The 16,292-nt window shown below is 53.0% G+C and carries 13 protein-coding genes and 1 pseudogene; 9 read left to right on the forward strand and 5 right to left on the reverse strand.

The features are described 5' to 3' along the window. Positions 1–35 precede the first annotated feature (35 nt). On the forward strand, positions 36–1,427 hold the full coding sequence (locus tag AC0LWM_RS25150; RefSeq protein ID WP_474677757.1) for a hypothetical protein: 1,392 nt from the start codon (positions 36–38) through the stop codon (positions 1,425–1,427). Positions 1,428–1,752: 325 nt separating this feature from the next. Here the strand turns inward: AC0LWM_RS25150 and AC0LWM_RS25155 are convergent, their stop codons facing one another. Further along, entirely contained in the window at positions 1,753–2,088 is a 336-nt protein-coding gene (locus tag AC0LWM_RS25155) for a DoxX family protein (RefSeq protein ID WP_474677758.1), read from the reverse strand. A 181-nt stretch (positions 2,089–2,269) separates the two neighbouring features. Here AC0LWM_RS25155 and AC0LWM_RS25160 point away from each other — a divergent pair. Together AC0LWM_RS25160 and AC0LWM_RS25165 are read left to right on the forward strand one after the other, a co-directional pair. Continuing rightward, positions 2,270–2,545, forward strand: a pseudogene (locus AC0LWM_RS25160) (Crp/Fnr family transcriptional regulator); the annotation flags it as partial. A gap of 6 nt (positions 2,546–2,551) precedes the next feature. Then, positions 2,552–2,923, forward strand: a complete 372-nt coding sequence (locus tag AC0LWM_RS25165; protein ID WP_474677759.1) for a Crp/Fnr family transcriptional regulator — start codon at positions 2,552–2,554, stop codon at positions 2,921–2,923. A gap of 75 nt (positions 2,924–2,998) precedes the next feature. Here AC0LWM_RS25165 and AC0LWM_RS25170 read toward each other — a convergent pair whose 3' ends face one another. Next, positions 2,999–3,418 (reverse strand): MarR family winged helix-turn-helix transcriptional regulator, encoded by a 420-nt coding sequence (locus tag AC0LWM_RS25170; RefSeq protein WP_474677760.1) that lies wholly within the window; start codon positions 3,416–3,418, stop codon positions 2,999–3,001. A 166-nt stretch (positions 3,419–3,584) separates the two neighbouring features. Here AC0LWM_RS25170 and AC0LWM_RS25175 point away from each other — a divergent pair, with 166 nt between their 5' ends. The 3 genes from AC0LWM_RS25175 (at position 3,585) to AC0LWM_RS25185 (ending at position 6,807) form a co-directional block, all read left to right on the forward strand. Beyond that, on the forward strand, positions 3,585–4,040 hold the full coding sequence (locus AC0LWM_RS25175) for a CBS domain-containing protein (protein WP_474677761.1): 456 nt from the start codon (positions 3,585–3,587) through the stop codon (positions 4,038–4,040). A 48-nt stretch (positions 4,041–4,088) separates the two neighbouring features. Further along, on the forward strand, positions 4,089–5,324 hold the full coding sequence (locus tag AC0LWM_RS25180) for an MFS transporter (RefSeq protein WP_474677762.1): 1,236 nt from the start codon (positions 4,089–4,091) through the stop codon (positions 5,322–5,324). A gap of 100 nt (positions 5,325–5,424) precedes the next feature. Continuing rightward, on the forward strand, positions 5,425–6,807 hold the full coding sequence (locus AC0LWM_RS25185) for a sodium-dependent transporter (RefSeq protein WP_474677763.1): 1,383 nt from the start codon (positions 5,425–5,427) through the stop codon (positions 6,805–6,807). Positions 6,808–6,955: 148 nt separating this feature from the next. Here AC0LWM_RS25185 and AC0LWM_RS25190 read toward each other — a convergent pair whose 3' ends face one another. Beyond that, the gene (locus tag AC0LWM_RS25190) at positions 6,956–9,241 is read right to left on the reverse strand and encodes a stalk domain-containing protein (RefSeq protein ID WP_474677764.1); all 2,286 of its coding nucleotides are present in this window, start codon (positions 9,239–9,241) and stop codon (positions 6,956–6,958) included. Positions 9,242–9,598: 357 nt separating this feature from the next. Between AC0LWM_RS25190 and AC0LWM_RS25195 the strand changes: the two genes are divergently transcribed. Both AC0LWM_RS25195 and AC0LWM_RS25200 read left to right on the forward strand, forming a co-directional pair. After that, entirely contained in the window at positions 9,599–10,177 is a 579-nt protein-coding gene (locus AC0LWM_RS25195) for a hemerythrin domain-containing protein (RefSeq protein ID WP_474677765.1), read from the forward strand. 40 nt (positions 10,178–10,217) lie between these two features. Beyond that, a complete protein-coding gene (locus AC0LWM_RS25200; protein WP_474677766.1) occupies positions 10,218–10,919 on the forward strand; it encodes a sensor histidine kinase in 702 nt (233 codons plus the stop codon). A gap of 51 nt (positions 10,920–10,970) precedes the next feature. Here AC0LWM_RS25200 and AC0LWM_RS25205 read toward each other — a convergent pair whose 3' ends face one another. Both AC0LWM_RS25205 and AC0LWM_RS25210 read right to left on the reverse strand, forming a co-directional pair. Beyond that, on the reverse strand, positions 10,971–14,312 hold the full coding sequence (locus AC0LWM_RS25205) for an AAA family ATPase (RefSeq protein ID WP_474677767.1): 3,342 nt from the start codon (positions 14,310–14,312) through the stop codon (positions 10,971–10,973). Positions 14,313–14,440: 128 nt separating this feature from the next. Then, complete coding sequence (locus tag AC0LWM_RS25210) at positions 14,441–15,331, reverse strand: response regulator (RefSeq protein ID WP_474677768.1); 891 nt, start codon at positions 15,329–15,331, stop codon at positions 14,441–14,443. A gap of 143 nt (positions 15,332–15,474) precedes the next feature. Between AC0LWM_RS25210 and AC0LWM_RS25215 the strand changes: the two genes are divergently transcribed. Continuing rightward, positions 15,475–16,122 carry a DUF305 domain-containing protein gene (locus AC0LWM_RS25215; RefSeq protein WP_474677769.1) on the forward strand — a complete coding sequence of 216 codons (648 nt, stop codon included), beginning with the start codon at positions 15,475–15,477 and terminating at the stop codon, positions 16,120–16,122. Positions 16,123–16,292 lie beyond the last annotated feature (170 nt).

Raw genomic sequence — 16,292 nt, forward strand, 5'->3', positions numbered from 1 at the left:
GACAAGCATAAAGTTCATGAAAGAAGGCGGACATCATGACAAGGGCAGCTAAGGCAGTATTGGACCGGGCGATCATTTTTTCGCTGGCGGCTGTGTTTGTCGTGCAGCAATTTACGCACTGGGAGCCGCTTACCCTGGTGCTCGGCAGTTTGGTTTTTGTTGCGGTAGCCCTGCTATTGCCCCAGATCAGGGGGATGACGCTGTGGCTTACCGTTTCTTTTATGATCGGCGGGGCATTGCTCATGCTTCTGCAAAAGGCGGACGCCCGATACTGGCTGGAAGCAGCCAGTATGAACGTGACGCTGGTCACCCTGTTTGTTTTCGCCCCGCTGTTCGGGATTCCGGTTCGGCTTCCGGATTACGTCGAGGCTTTGAAACGGTTCTACGACACGAACTTGCGGAGCAGGACGGTGATGTTCGTCGGCACGCAGCTGCTGACCCAAATCATGGGCGCGTTCATCAACGTAGGGTCCATTCCGGTTGTTTATCACTTGGCTTTCGTCAAACCGCAGCCGGGCATGTCCCGGCTGCTTGCCAATGCGCTGAACCGCGGGTTTGCGGGCGCGATTTTATGGTCGCCTTATTTTGCCGCGATGACGCTCGTGACTTCCTCGCTTTCGCTCGGCTGGTCGTCGCTTATTCCGTATTTGCTCGGCCTGGCTGCGATCAGCCTGCTTGTTAGCCTGGCCGTCGATTATAGAGGGCTGCGCCGTAAGGAATATGAGCCATCTAAAGCGAAACGGGGAGAGGAAGCCGCCGACCGGGTGGCGGAGCAGACCCCAATGCAGGGCAAGGCCGCATTTCCGGCAGGGCTCGCCATTTATTTGGCATCCTCCATCGCCGTCATCTTGGTGCTGGAGCGATGGATCGAGCTGCCCATGGTCATGCTCACCTGCATAGCGGCGGTCATCTTCCCTCTGATCTGGTGTTTGGCGAAGAGGGGCATGGCGACATACCGTCAAGGACTGGTTAATCACGTCACGGTAACACTGCCGGCGCTGAGAAAGGAGATTACGCTGTTCCTGGCCGCCGGTTTTTTCAGCGGCTCGATCGGGGCAACCGGGTTCGGTTCGTCGATACCGGCGCTGCTTGAGCCGATTCCCGTTCCGATCTCCTTGTCCTTTTCGGTGTTTACGGTAGTTCTCATTGCGATGACATCGTTAATCGGCCTTCATCCGATCGTGCCGGTCACCGTTCTTGCGGGCGGCGTTGATCCGGCGGCCGTTCATATCAGCCCGGTTTATTTCGCCGTGCTTCTCCTTGGTAGCTGGGCCGTATCCAATCCGATCTCGCCGGCTTCCGCCGTAAACAATCTGCTGGCGGGACTGTTCCAGAAGTCGGTATTCGAGCTTGCAAGGCCGAATTATAAATTTACCGCCTGCATGGCGCTCGTGCTCATTCTCTATTTGCTTGCCGTGCGGATGTAGGTTCCAGGTAGCAGAACATTTCAGGGTTGACCCGATTGTCATTGCGATGACAAGGGTCGGCCTTTTTTGTGTTTGGTGCCGCATACTCTCACCGAATAAACAAACCGCGAACGGTCACCTCCCCAATGCGGAAGAAGCCTGATGGAATGTTATGATTTTTCCTCATAAATAGGACATAAGGAGGATGCGGGTTTCGTAATAAAGGACGAATGGACTCGGGGGGTTCATCGCTGGGGATGGGGGCTGCGGAGACAGATAAAGCCCCTTTTCAGGGGCCAAGAGAGCGAAGAGGTTAGTGGGTACCAGGCAAGCCGACAAGTCTAACCTAGCTGAAGATCAGAACAACGGAGATGACCAGCATAGCCAAAGCGTTGATCGCCATCGCAGGGCGATGTTTGGCTCGAATAAGATGAGCTTGTATAGCTCCGACCATGAGAACCGCGAGCAGCCCGGCGGGGGAAGGCCTTACGCCGGGAACCCAGAATGCGGTGACGATGCCCGCGATGCCGGCCAGCTCCAGCAACGCAATGACGTTCATGAACCACATCGGGTAACGGTACTCGTTCCAATGCTGAACCATCGACTTCGTGCGCAGCAGCTTCATCGCCACGGAGATTGCGAGCATGCACGCAAGAATCGATTGAAGCACAACCGTAATCATACGAAATTTCCACTCCTCGAGCTTTTGGCAGGATAACCTGCTCTTGCACAAAAGTATAATTCGTATAAGCTGAAACATATGTAGTCTGGCCTACAGTGCCGGGAAACGGGAGGGAACACGTCTGGATAAGGTCAAATTTCTATCGAGAATCAATCTGTTTCAGCAGCTGGATGCGGCGGAGCTGCGGGAGCTCGAACCGGCAACCCCTGTCCATTGGGTCAAAAAAGGGACGATCGTCGCTTCTCCGCTTGAGGACCGGAAGCTTCTGTATCTCGTCAAATCGGGGTCCGTCCGTTTATATAAAATATCCGCGGGAGGCAAGGAGCTCACCATAGACCTGTTAGGGGCCGGCCACCTGTTCGGGGAGATCGGGTCTTTTGCCACGGGTTCGGAACATCTGTATGCGCAGACCCTTACCGACGCCGTCATTTGCACGATCGACAAAGCGCAGTTCGAGCAGCTCATGACCGAGAAGCCGCGGCTCGCTTTAAAGTTTATCGAAATCGTCGCTACGCGCCTGAAAGAAGTGGAGGAGCTGCTGGAGCATATCGCTTACGGGAGTGTGCGCAAGCGGCTGCTTTACTTGCTGCACAAGCTTGCCGGGAAATTCGGGGCGAGTGTCCCCGTGTCAGAGGGACGCCATGATGAGACGGACTGGGTTCAACTGGAGGTCAAGCTGACTCACCAGGAGCTCGCAAGCATGATGGGCAGCATTCGCGAGACGGTAACGGAGCAGTTAAGCCAATTGGCTTCGGAAGGCATCGTGGACAAAAAAGGATTACGCAGCCTGATGCGGATTCATCCGGGGCGTTTGAAGGCGGCGCTGGAGGACTAGAACGGATTAGAAGAAGCCTAATGATCTCATGGCGAGATCATTAGGCTTCGTTGTTTTCCGCGGGCATTGGGTACACTAACCGCGGATGGTATTGTTAAATTTCTCAAGCAACTGGCCGAACAGCCGGCACTCCTCATCCGACCAATCCTCCAATTTCTTGCCGATTCGGGCAAGCCGGGCATTCCGGTATTCCGACAGGGCAGCCATGCCCGTCTCGGTAATTTGGAAGAAGTAAGCCCTCCCATCCGTAGGGTCAGGCACTCGGGTCACGAACCCTCGCTGCTCAAGCGACGCGGTTTGCCGGCTGACTGTGGAAATATCCAAATGAAACTCGTCCGCGAGATTTTTCACCCCAACCGGATATTGGGTCGTTATATGATGCAGCAACAAATACGCGGAACGGTCAATGTTGCCGGCAACGGTTGAGATTGATGTAGCATGGCGTACAAGAAACGCCAATTCAAATTCGATTTGTTCAATGACGCGAGTATCCATGTCCGTTTCCACCTCGACTCTCATCCCTTATCGTAACATACGTCAACTTATTTTTGAAATGCAACACGGCCATTTCAACTTTTTGTCAAACCATTGACACGGATTATTATAGTTGTATAATACAATTAAATAGTTTCATAATACAACTTGATCGGAGGGATTTTGGATGAAGGCTTATGAAATTATGGTCAAAGAAGTGTACAAAGTGAAGGAAAGCGATACGGTGCGTTCCGTCGTGGAGAAATTCATCGCTCATGGCATCAGCGGACTTCCGGTTGTCAACGATCGCAACGAAATCGTCGGTTATGTAAGCGACGGGGATATTATGCGTTATATCGGCAAGCATCAGGACTTCGTAGTTGACGTTGTATATTACGCCGCCGTCTTCAAAGGAGACGCTGTCGAATACGAGGAAAGAGCCAAGAAGCTGCTTGATCTGAACGTCATGGATATCGCTCAGAAAAAAGTGATCAAAGTTGCGTGGGACGAGGAAATCGAGAACATTGCCGCGACGCTCGGCAAGAAAAAAATCAAGAAGGTTCCGGTTGAACGGGGCGGCGTGTTGGTCGGCATCATCAGCCGTGGGAACGTCATCCGTCAAACGTTCAAGAGCCTTCTATAATTTATAAATCCGCTCAAAGATTATTCATCATAAAGGAGTTTTTCATTCATGTCAGCAATCGAACAGACCATCGCATCCGATGGAAAAGCGACACTGCTCAGGCAGCCACGTGCTGTTTGGGCAGTTGCTTTTGCATGTATTATCGCATTTATGGGCCTCGGGCTTGTCGACCCGATCCTGCCTGCAATCGCCAAGAAATTGAACGCTTCGGCGAGCCAGGTTTCGCTGCTGTTTACCAGCTATAATGCGGTCATGGCGGTTATGATGCTCATTACGGGCGTCATTACGTCCCGGCTTGGGATGAAGCGAACGCTGCTGCTCGGGATTGTCGTCATTGCCGTGTTCTCGTTCCTGGGCGGCATGTCCAATAATATTTGGGTGCTCATCGGCCTGCGGGGCGGCTGGGGTCTCGGCAATGCGCTGTTTGTCGCAACGTCGCTCACTGCTATCGTATCCTTGTCCAATTCAGGCGTCGGCAAAGCGATCATTTTGTATGAAGCGGCGGTTGGACTCGGGATTTCCGTCGGACCTTTGCTCGGCGGAGAGCTTGGCTCGATTTCGTGGAGAGGCCCGTTCCTCGGTGTTGCCACTTTGATGGTTATCGCTTTTGTCGCACTTTCCTTCATGATGCCCAATTCGGGCGCAAAATCCGCGGCAGCCGCGCCCAAGAAAAAAGCTTCATTGTTGGATCCGTTCCGGGCTTTGAAGCATCGCTCTTTACTCGTACTCGGCATTATGGCTTGCTTTTATAACTTCGGGTTTTTTACGATTATGGCTTACGCCCCGCTTGTGTTAGGCCATATGGGAATGGATGAGCACGGCTTGGGGTATGTATTTCTAGGCTGGGGTCTGCTGCTCGCCATCACCTCGGTGTTCATGGCTCCGGTGCTGCAGCGCAAGTTCGGCACGATTAAATCGCTGGCATTCATGCTTGTCCTGTTCGCCTTGACGCTGCTTGCAATGGGCATCTGGACGCAGACGCAATGGGTCGTGATCGCGGCTGTTGTTTTTGCCGGAGCATTGCTTGGGAACAATAATACGCTGCTGACGACGGCCGTCATGAACGCAGCTCCGGTGGAACGGTCGACCGCATCGGCCGCGTACAGCTTCCTTCGTTTTATCGGTGGCGCCATCGCACCGTATTTCGCGGGAAAGCTTGCGGAGTGGTACAATCCGCATGTACCGTTCATCGTGGGCGCAGGCTTCGTTATTCTAGGCATGCTTATCGTCCTGATCAACCAGAAGCACGTGAAACACGTCGACCTTGTTGAATCCGCTCATTAACCTACGCATGAACGAATGCCAATTATTTCCCTTATATAGACAAGGGCGATGTAATAAATTACCCTAGAACAAAAACAAAAAAAAGGCTGGGGTACACAACATGAGCAAGCAAGCATCCAAAAAAACCCAAGGTGCAATCGAATCAAGCGAATCGGGCAATGCGAAAAAAGAACGCTTCACCTCGTCCGGGTTCATTCTGGCCGCCATCGGCAGCGCGGTCGGTCTCGGCAATATGTGGAAATTCCCGTATATTACCGGGAAGCACGGAGGTGCGGCGTTCTTTTTGCTGTTCATCATCTGTCTGATTCTGGTCGGTTTGCCGATTTTGCTGGCCGAGATGACGATCGGACGCGGAGGAAGAGGAAGCGCCGCCAGCTCCTACTACAACCTGACCGGCAAGAAGTATTGGAGCTACTTCGGGTTATTGTCCGTGATTACCGCGTTTTTAATCATGTGCTATTACGGCGTCGTAGCCGGCTGGACGCTTCACTACACGGTACAATCCTTTACTGGTGGTCTGTTTAATCAAGGGAATGAATTCAAAACCATCTTCTCTTCGTTTATTTCCGGTTACATGCCGGTGATTTGGCAAGCTGTTGTTATGATTTTGTGCGGTTGGGTCGTTGCCAAAGGGATATCGGGCGGGATCGAGAAATTCAACAAAATATTGATTCCCGGCTTCCTCATCATTTTGCTGGTGCTGATGGTACGCTCCTTGACGCTTCCGGGCGCAGGGGCAGGCGTCGAATTTTTCTTGAAACCGGACTTCTCCAAGCTTGATGCGGAGTCCGCGCTTATTGCGCTGGGACATGCCTTCTTCTCACTCTCGCTAGGCATGGGCTGTATGCTGACGTATGGGTCGTACGTCGACAAGAGGCAGTCGCTTGGCTCGGCGACGATAGCGATCGGGCTCGGCGATATGGTCTATGCGTTTATCGCGGGGCTTGTTATTTTCCCGACCGTGTTCTCCTACGGGCTGGAACCGGGCGAAGGCGTCGGCCTGACGTTTATGGCGCTGCCGGTCGCTTTCTCGCAAATGCCGCTCGGGACCGTATTCGGCGGCTTGTTCTTCCTGCTGCTGGCCATCGCCGCGCTGACTTCGGCCGTTTCGATTCTAGAGGTACCGGTTGCGTACGCGATGAACCAATGGAACTGGAGCCGGAAAAAAGCGGCTATTCTGATTTCGACCCTGTGCTTCCTATTGGGCATTCCGGCAGGACTGTCCGTCGGCGGGGTGTTAAGCTCATTTCATCCTGGCGGCAAATCGCTGTTCGATTGGTTCGATTTCTTGACGGCTTACGTGCTCATGCCGATCAGCGGCTTGGTAGTTACCCTGTTTACGGGTTATGCTTGGAAACGAGCGGCGGCGGAAGCGGGTCTGACCGGCATATGGAACAAAGTGTGGATGTTCCTGCTTCGGATGGTCGTTCCGATTCTGATTTTGCTTGTGTTCCTGTATTCTATCGGCATCATTAAAGTGTAAAATGAGGTTGCATAAAAAAGAAGAAGCATCTGACCCACGACAATCGTGGAACCGGATGCTTCTTTTTGTTGTCCGATACGGTGCTTGGGACAAAAAAGCCGGCGTCGGGGTTCCGACGCCGGCTCTGACGAGCTTCGCTCAGGCTACATTATTTCTCGTTGCCGTCTTTAACATCCAGTACAATCTTTTCCGCGCCGCCGATCGGCGGCAGGCTCTTCGTCATCATCGGGCCGTAGAAGCCAATGACCTTCGCGCCTTTCACAAGGGCGCTTTTCTCGATCGCTTGCCCATTTTTGTTGATCAGCGTCGTTTCGCCGGTCAGCCGCAAGACAACCTCGCTAGGCGATTGCTCACTNCCGTAGAAGCCAATGACCTTCGCGCCTTTCACAAGGGCGCTTTTCTCGATCGCTTGCCCATTTTTGTTGATCAGCGTCGTTTCGCCGGTCAGCCGCAAGACAACCTCGCTAGGCGATTGCTCACTAATTCCCGTGCCTTTGATCCGAATGGTCGGCACGCCTTTATCGTTGGCGCCCACTTCCGTAATCTCGCCCGCCGTTCCCAGCAGATCGATTTGTTTGTTCGTATCCAGCACCGTAATTTTGTAGGTCGGCGTTTGCGGCGGCAAGCTCATCGTCATGGCGAGCGAATGCTCGGCTTTGACGGTCATGCCCGGTTTCAGGTCCGCAAGCGTCAGCTTCGAGCCGTCGGCTGCTTGCAGCTCCGTATCTTTGCCGACGTTCAGAACGATGCCTTCCGTACCGATGCCTTGGATTTGTACGGACTGACGCTCTTTATCGTTGTTCACAGCCGTGATGACGCCAGTCGTTTCCACGCTATTCACTTCTTCCTTCGCATCGTTCACGACCACTTTCACCGCATTGCCGATCGGCGGCAAGCTCTTCGTCATCATCGGGCCGTAGAAGCCGATGACTTTGGCGCCCTTCACCAGCGAGCCGGCGGCAACCGTTTTGCCGTCTTTGTTGATCAGCGTCGTGTCTTTGCCGATATTCAGCACGACTTCGCTTGGCGATTGCTCATTCACGCCGGTGCCTTTGATAACGACGCTCACTCCGCCTTTATCATCGGTGCGTACTTCCCCAATCTCGCCTGCAGTACCGAGCAGATCGGCTTGCAGCTTCGGATCGCGCAACGTAATTTTGACGGCCGCCGTCTGCGGCGGCAGGCTGAACGTCATGATCGGCGAGTGCTCGACGTCGACCGTCATGCCGACATGCAGATCAGCGAACGTTACTTTCGAACCGTCGGCTGCTTCCAATACCGTATCTTTGCCGATGTTCAACACGATGCCTTCCGTGCCGACACCTTGGATTTGCACGGACGGATGTTCCTTATCGTTCACTGCGGTAATGACGCCGCTAACTTTCACGTTTTGCAGCTCTTCCTTCGCTTCTTCCACTACGATTTTGCGCGCGTTGCCGATCGGCGGCAGGCTGCGAGTTAACGTCGGATCGTAGAAGCCGATGACCGTCGCTCCTTGGACGAGGGCGGTTTTGGCAACCGATTTGCCGTCTTTGTCCACGATTGCGGTATCCTCGCCGATGTTCAGGACGACCTCGCTTTGGGAAAGCTTGCTCAAAGCCGTGCCTTTAAGGACAATGCTCATTGTGCCTTTCTCGCCCTCGCGCACTTCCTCAATGGTGCCCGCTGTACCGAGCAGATCAGCTTGTTTCTTCGCGTCCTGGACCGTAATTTTGAAGGTTGGCGTTTGCGGCGGCAAGCTGGCCGTAGCCGCAAGGGAGTGCTCTGCCTTCACCGTCATGCCGAGGTGCAGATCGGCGAAAGCCAGCTTCGTGCCGCCCGCCATTTCGATAACAGTGTCTTTGCCGACATTCAGCACGATGCCGTCCGTATTCACGCCGCGGATTTGGACCGCCGTACGGCCCTCCTCGTTGTACACGGCGGTAATGACGCCGGTCACTTCGACGCTTTTCTGCTGCTCTTCCATCGTAATGGTCACGGAATTGCCTTCGGTGACAAGGGATGCATGCAGCACTTTATCGACAAACGACGCCGGCACGTACAGCTTGTGAGAAATCAGCTCCGGTGCCGTACCCAGCGATGTATACATTTTGTTGATTGCGTATTGATCCTCGCCCGTCTTCACTGTCGTGAAGATGTTGCCCTTGTTCAGATCGGCCGCTTGCGTCTTCGTATTCCAAGCCAGCGTGAAGCCAAGTGCGTCGGCAACGGCGCGCAGCGGAAGCATCGGTTCGGAGCCGCCGGCTTTCAAGTAACCTTTCTCGGCGAGCGCTTGGCCGTTAATGGTGATCGAGACCGCCTGCGCAGCCGATTGTTTGGTTGTAGTTGCCGTCGTATGGGTCGAAGCCGGATTCGGTGCGGCATAAGCGGCTCCCGTGGCCATCGTGGTCGATAAGGTTAAAAGCAGCAAGCTTTTTTTCATCGTTGGATTCATAGTGGTATTTCCTTTCTGTATGTAGGTTTGTTGTGCTTTCTATTGTTCCTAACGGGGTAGTCTTTGAAAATGTTGCAGAAATGCTTCCATTCCAGTCCGAACGCCGGGAGACGAGCTGAGACTTTCAAATCGGAAGAGCTGATCGCCGAAGTCGTTTTTAACAAAAAAATCAATCGTCATTCCGGGAAGCAACGTTTAAGCAACGCTCATTCGCTATAGTTGGTATTGTTCGGTACTTAATAAAAAACAAAGGAGATTAGATCAATGTACAACCGATACGATGTGTTAGGTCCCGTCCATAAGGGGCTTCGTTATGCGTTAAGTGGAATTTGTTTAAAAGCAGGAGAAATCGACTTCATGAATCAAGATAAACTGAAGTCGTTTATCGAAGAATGGAACCAGATCGTTATCATCTTGGAGGCGCATTCCCATGACGAAGATCTCCATTTGGACGAAGTGTATTTGAAGTATGCGCCGGAAACGGCAAAGCGATTGGAAGAAGAGCATCAGGTGTTGGATGGGAAGGTGAAAGAGATTTCGAGCTTAGTAGGCCGATTGGAGCAGCAGGAAGCTTCCAGAGAAGACCGGGCGAGTCTGTGGTTCCGGATAGGCAGAGAGTTAAACCGCTTTACCGCCGAATATATGATGCACCTGCAGCGTGAAGAAGGGCCTGGGATGGAAGCGTTGTGGAACAATCTGGACGATGAGCAACTGCATGAAATATCCGTCAAAATACGCTCTTCCATTCCGCCCCATGCCATGATGATATTCCTTCACTATATGCTTCCCGCAATCACGCATGCGGATCGGTTCGTGATGTTAAGCGACATGAAACGTTTTGCCCCGCGCGACTTTTATGAAGCGGTTCTTCGCTTGGCGGAAGAGCGCCTGGAACCGCAAAGCTGGTCGGAACTAACATCCGCATTAGAAATGTGATCGTTGTATTGCCAAAATGAATGGAAGGGAGGGTGGTGCCGTGACGATATGTCCGATGGCTGTGTTCCCGGATACGGAGATGAACAGCAACGATGCCTTAGAGATGCTGCTCATGGAAGAAAGGTTAAGGCTTGCGGAAGATTTGCATGATATTATCGGATACACCTTAACGACGGCGATTGTTCAGATCGACGGCATACGCCGTCTCATGGCAAGCGATCCGGAGTTGGGCGTTCAGAAACTGGATACGCTGTATAACCACATTCGATATGGGCTGAGCGATGTGAGGAATATCCTTCAATCGCAGCAGGACGATAGCTTCGAAATCGACTTGAAGGAGGCGCTCTACCGTCTCCTCGACAAGACGAGAGAAGCGACGGGAGCGGAGATTGCCGCTTCCATCTCGGGGAAGCTCCACCGGCTTACACCGTACCAGAAAAAAATCATCTATAATACGGTGCAGGAAGGCCTCACGAACGGCATTCGCCACGGTCGCAGCTCCCGATTCGCTCTGTCCCTCATCGTCTCGGAGAGCCGCGTAAAGCTTACACTATCCAACAACGGGGCTCCGTTCGACCAGTCGTCTCCCGGCATCGGATTAACCGCCATGCATCGGCGGATCGCCTCCATCGGAGGCAAGCTCCAGCTATCCTCTTCCGAATCGGAAGGATGCCGTCTTCAAGCAAGCTTCCCTACGACTCCTTCGAGTGCACGATCGCCAGCTGCCGCCCGATTCCGCTAAACATTGTCGCGCCCGAAGGAATTCGGGCGTCCGCCTGGGCACTCGCATTCATTATTTGCTTCCTAATTCCGCAAGCATTTCGTTCAAATTGTAGTTCAGTTCCGCGACCTCCCTCGGCAGCTCGGCCGGAATCGATGTCTTGGCAAGCGGCATGCCCGTCAAATCGGCATACTTGAGGCGGTAATCGGCTTTAGGCGAAAAGTCGTACAGGCGGCTATACATATTCGCCGTCGTGTCGGCATGTTGGCCGGAATCGAGATTCAGCTCCCACATGGCGTAGTATACATTGGCCCGCTGCTCCATGTTGGCGGCTTGGTCTAAAAGCGTCAGGAAGCGTTGGAGGGCTTGTTGCTTATCCAATTTGTTAACTTTATGACGAAGCACGACAATGAGTAGTGTAAGCAAGAACATATAACGTGTTCTACCAATGCGGTTCGCGTGGTCCAAGGCTTCTTCCGCGATGGCAAGAGCTTCGAAAAATTGCTTTTTTTCCGTATACAAACGGGCAAGATAATAGAGCGTGTCGTTCATAAAATGTCCCAAGCTGTTTACGTTGCGCAACACGCTGAGTGAATGCGTTAGAACGACCTCAGCGCGCCTAAAATCGCCCTGCTGAGTAAGGCTGCTTCCCAGGCATCCAAGCATGCCCGCTGCGGTTCGGTGGTCTCCGACCTTGGTAGCGTTATAAATACTGTACAAACAGCAGGCGTTGGATTGCACGTGGGCTCCAATGGCGTTGTACGCTACCGCCAGCTTCGCAATCGCCGTAGTCACGCCCATCCGTTCCCCGGATAAGCGAGCTAATCGCAGATTTTCATGGATGGAAGCAATGGCTTCCCGGTACTTGCCGCAATCGTTGTAGATGACAGCCAGTGTACCCATCGCTTGGCTTAACAGCAGTTTGTCGCCAATCTGTTCGGCAATCTGGACTTTTTGAATGCCGCATTGAATCGCCTTTTCTGTTTCGCCCCGATCCATATAGATATAGCCGTAAATACCGGCAACCCGGCCATTTTCCCTCTCGCTGCGATACTTCGCTTCCAACTCCTCGCGGCGGGCAAACGAATCAAGCGCCATATCGGATTGCCCCAAACAATAATAAACGATACCCATGACGGCCAGCGTGTAGCTAATGCCCGCTTGATCATTCAGCCACTCGTAGTCTTGGCGCGCCTGCATCAAGTAGTCGAGCGCTTCCGCATAGCGGGTCTGCATGTACAGGCAATTGCCGACAGCCATTTTGTACGCGGCCTGATCCTTCAAAGAAAGCGTGAGGCCGGCATGCTCCATTTGCTCCGTATAGAGGGCATGGGCCGCATCCAAACGGCCGATTACCTCGTACACTTTGCCCATTCGCAGGGCAATGGCATGCTTTTCTTGCTCCGGGGCAAGCTTCAGCATGCGCTGGCAGTATTGCAGCGTCATATCATTCGCGTACAGCGACGCGGCCAAGTCAGCCGCCTTCAAGTAATAAGGAAAAGCGTGCTTCGCAAACCCCGCTTGTTCGAAATGAAAAGCAATTTGTCCGGCATACTCATCCAGCTCGTCCGCGTACACCGATTCCATCGCGAAGCCGATTTGCTGATGATATTGCTGCCGGCGCGCCGGGCTCATCGCCTGATAAGCCGTTTCCCTTAATTTATCGTGTGTAAAATCATAGCCATGGCGATCCGTCGGTTTCAATATATGCTTGCTGCACAGCACATCGAGCACGTCCAGCATCACTTCCCGGTCCATAGTCGTCACGCGGCTGATCAACTCGAACGTAAAAGGAAAACCGATGGCCGACGCAAGATGGACAAGCCTCCTGCTATCCTCGGATAATGCATCCAATCTGCCCTGGATGACGTGATGAATCACGGAAGGCGTCGATCGGGAGGCAGTTTGCGGTTCGGTTATGTCGGCGGATGCGTACCCGTTTCGCAACGTTTCTACAATGTATAAAGGATTGCCGTTCGTTTCCCGGTAAAAGCGGGTCCAGTCCTCCGCTTTGATTCTCCCTTCGGATACGGCTTCGGACAGCGCCTTGGCTTCCTTGGAGGTCAACAAACCCAACTGGAGCTCGGTTAGTTGTTTCTTCGCGCGAAGGCCGGCCAAGAGCTCGGTCAGCTTCGCTTTTTGCTCACCGGAACGAACGGTAGCGATCACGAGGAACGAGCCGGCCGTCGGCTGCTGCAGCCAGTAGTCCAGCCATTGCAAGCTTTCCTCGTCGCACCACTGGATATCGTCCAGAATAAACGCGCTCGGCCGATTTTCGTTTAGCGCATGCTGGATCGCCTCGTACAATCGGTACTTTTGCCAGTTTTCGAGCAACGGCTCTGGCCTCGGCAGGTCCGGTTGCTCGATAAGCAGCTCCGGCAAAAATCGCGTTAGCTCGCTCAGCCACATAGGGGCAAGCGACGGAAGCTTCTTCCTGCGAAGCCAGGTGACAACGGGGGCGTAGGCGAGTCCGCCTTCCGATGCATAACACTTGGCGGAGCTCGCAGGGATGCCTTGCTTCTGCGCCCAAGCCTGGAATTGCTCGGCCAGACGGGTTTTGCCGATGCCCGGTTCGCCTGAAAGCACGACCATATGCGGCTTGCCCCCGCTAGCAGAGCGCCAGGAAGCGAGCATGGACTCCCACTCCGACATGCGGCCGATCAAGGGTAGGCTGTCGTCCTGCACAAGCTGCTCCGTCTTCACGCCGGCCTCGGACATAGCGGCATAAGCTTGCCGTGTCGCCAGGGCGGGAGCCACGCCAAGCTCGTCGCGCAGCACCCGCTCGCACTCGCGGAATACTTTGGCTGCCCCGGCCAAATTGTCCTGCAGCGCATGAAGCCGCATCAGCGTGATGTAATTCTCCTCGCTCAGCGGGTTTGCCGCACGCAGCATATCGGCATAATGGAGCGCTTCCTCGTAGTGGCGGCTTCGTTCCAGTCTTGCCGAGAGCCGCTCCAGGGCGGCGCGGTACACTTGAGCGAGCTTATCTCGCTCGGGCTCGAGCCATTCGTCGTAACAGCCGGGCAACAGCGGGCCGCCATACAAAGCGACGGCCTGCTTGAGCTCCTGCACGGAGGAGCCTTCCGCCGTCAATCGCTCGAAGGATCGGACGTCCAGCTCGAAGGGGGCCATGTCGTTCCAGCCGATCGTTAACGTGTCGGAATACAAGTAGCGATCCGGCTCCGGCAAAGCTTGCCGCAGCTGCAGGAACAGCTTGCGCAAATTGGTCAGCGCCTGCTTCTCCGACGAGTCCGGCCAAAAAAGGAACGCCACGTATTTGCGGCTCTGCGGAGTGCGGTGAAGGAGCAAGAAGGCGAGCAGCGATAATATTTTTCCGCCGGTAATGGTCGTAACCGGGGTGTCGTTATAGAATAAAGCAAATTTGTCTAGCAATTGGATTCGGAGCAGGTTCATTCACCGGTTCACCTCGGAACGGAGGGTTATTCAAGTTCAATACATTCATTATAATGGAATTTGCTGTTGAAGAGGGGGCGAAAATGGAAAAAACCATCCGTCGTTACGGATGGCCGAGGCTGACGATTCTATAATTCGGCGAGTATGTTATAAAGGTCGGTTAACGTAGGTGCTTCTTCAGCGTTGAAAATTTGGATCATCTGATCAATGAGATGTTGTGATAATGCTTCCTTGGGCAATGAGGAGAGCAGTGTCTCATCCGACAACCATTTGGAAATAGCGGTGATTTGCAAATGCCGGTCTTGAGTGAGCACGTCGGACAAGGCATCCAGCATTGATTCAGATTGAAATGGTTTAACGATAAAAGCGCGCGCTCCCGAAAGGAAGCTTGTAAGCACGTTCTCGACTTGCCCTTTAGCTGAACACATGACTATGTTTGCGCTGGAATCGATTGCTTTCATTTGCTTTGCCGCTTCGAAACCATCCAATCCTTCCGGCATATGGATATCCAGAATGACGAGGGTTGGTCGGAGCTTCGCATATTGCTTGATCCCTTCTTCTCCGGTTGCTGCTTCGCCAACCAGTTCATATCCGTGATTAGCAAGGATTTCGCCCAATATTTTCCTCATAAACGCGGAGTCGTCAACAATAAGTACGGTAGGTTTCATCGTCATGCACCTGTCCTCTTCATGTATGATCTTTATCCGTTCCTGCAGTCTCTTATGCAACTTTAACTGGCGATCCATTTCGTCTTGCAGTTCCTCCGCTCGGCGGATTAACGCCGAACGAACTCTACTTTCATCACCGTTCGCCAACAACTCACGAATGGCATCGAGACTTAAACCATATTGTTTCATTTCGATAATGAAAATCAGCTCACGGATTTGCTGTTCGGAAAAATACCGATATCGGGTCTTATCGTCGACATGATGCGGTTTCAACAAGCCAATCTGGTCGTAATACCGCAACGTATCTATGGAAATATTTACAATTTTCGAGATCTCGCCAATGGAATACATGAGTCCTCCTCACTTCGTTCCTGAACATGTCCGGTAAGTTCATCCTACACTCTCGTGCCGCTCCAGTGTCAATCGCTACCGGAATAAAAAAACGCTTTTTACCGAATACTGACTCCCATATGGAATAAGGAGGAAGACCTTAGATGAAAGAAGCTATAAAACTGCTGCTTATGGGCCTTACCGTTCTGTGCCTGACACTAACTGGGCAAGGCCAAGGATATGCTGCGGACGAAACGGGATCCAAGGCGAAGAGAGAGACGTATTTAAACAGGTATCATCAGATCCTGGATGCGATGAAGAACAAGATGGACAACGCACCCAAAACGGGGGATGTCACCATCGATTTCATATACGAAATGATTCCGCATCACGAAGGCGGCATTCGGATGGCCGAAAACGTCATGAAATACGGCTCGAATTTGCAAGTGAAGCAGTTGGCCGCGGCCATCATCCGGGAACAAACGGCGAGTATTGCGCAAATGAGGGACTTGCTGGAGCGGGTACAAACGGACAAGCAGGCCGATGCGTCTCAAGAATCAGCGTATTGGAAAGGATATATGGCGGCGTTTAACAAGATGGTGTCCGGCATGGAAGGAGCGAGGCCTACCGGCAATGTCGACAAAGACTTCTTGAGCGAGATGATTCCGCATCATGGAGGCGCCATGCGGATGGCACTGAACGTGCTGAATTATACGAGGAACAGGGAGCTTCAAACGATTGCCGAGGGCATTGCCGACAACCAGTCGAAGCAGCTTGCCGAGATGCAGCAGCTGCTCAAGCAGGTGAAATAGGCGGATCCAAGGGATTTACAGCTGGGTAACAGTATGAAAAAAGGAGCAGTCTCCGGGATATTCTGATATGCTCCCCTTACGGTAGACAGGTGAAATAATAAAACCTGCTACGGTAAGGGGAGCTTTTTCATGCAAAAACGATCCTATTCGGCTTCTGAGAAACTTACGAT

Source organism: Paenibacillus sp. sgz302148, from assembly GCF_056120465.1.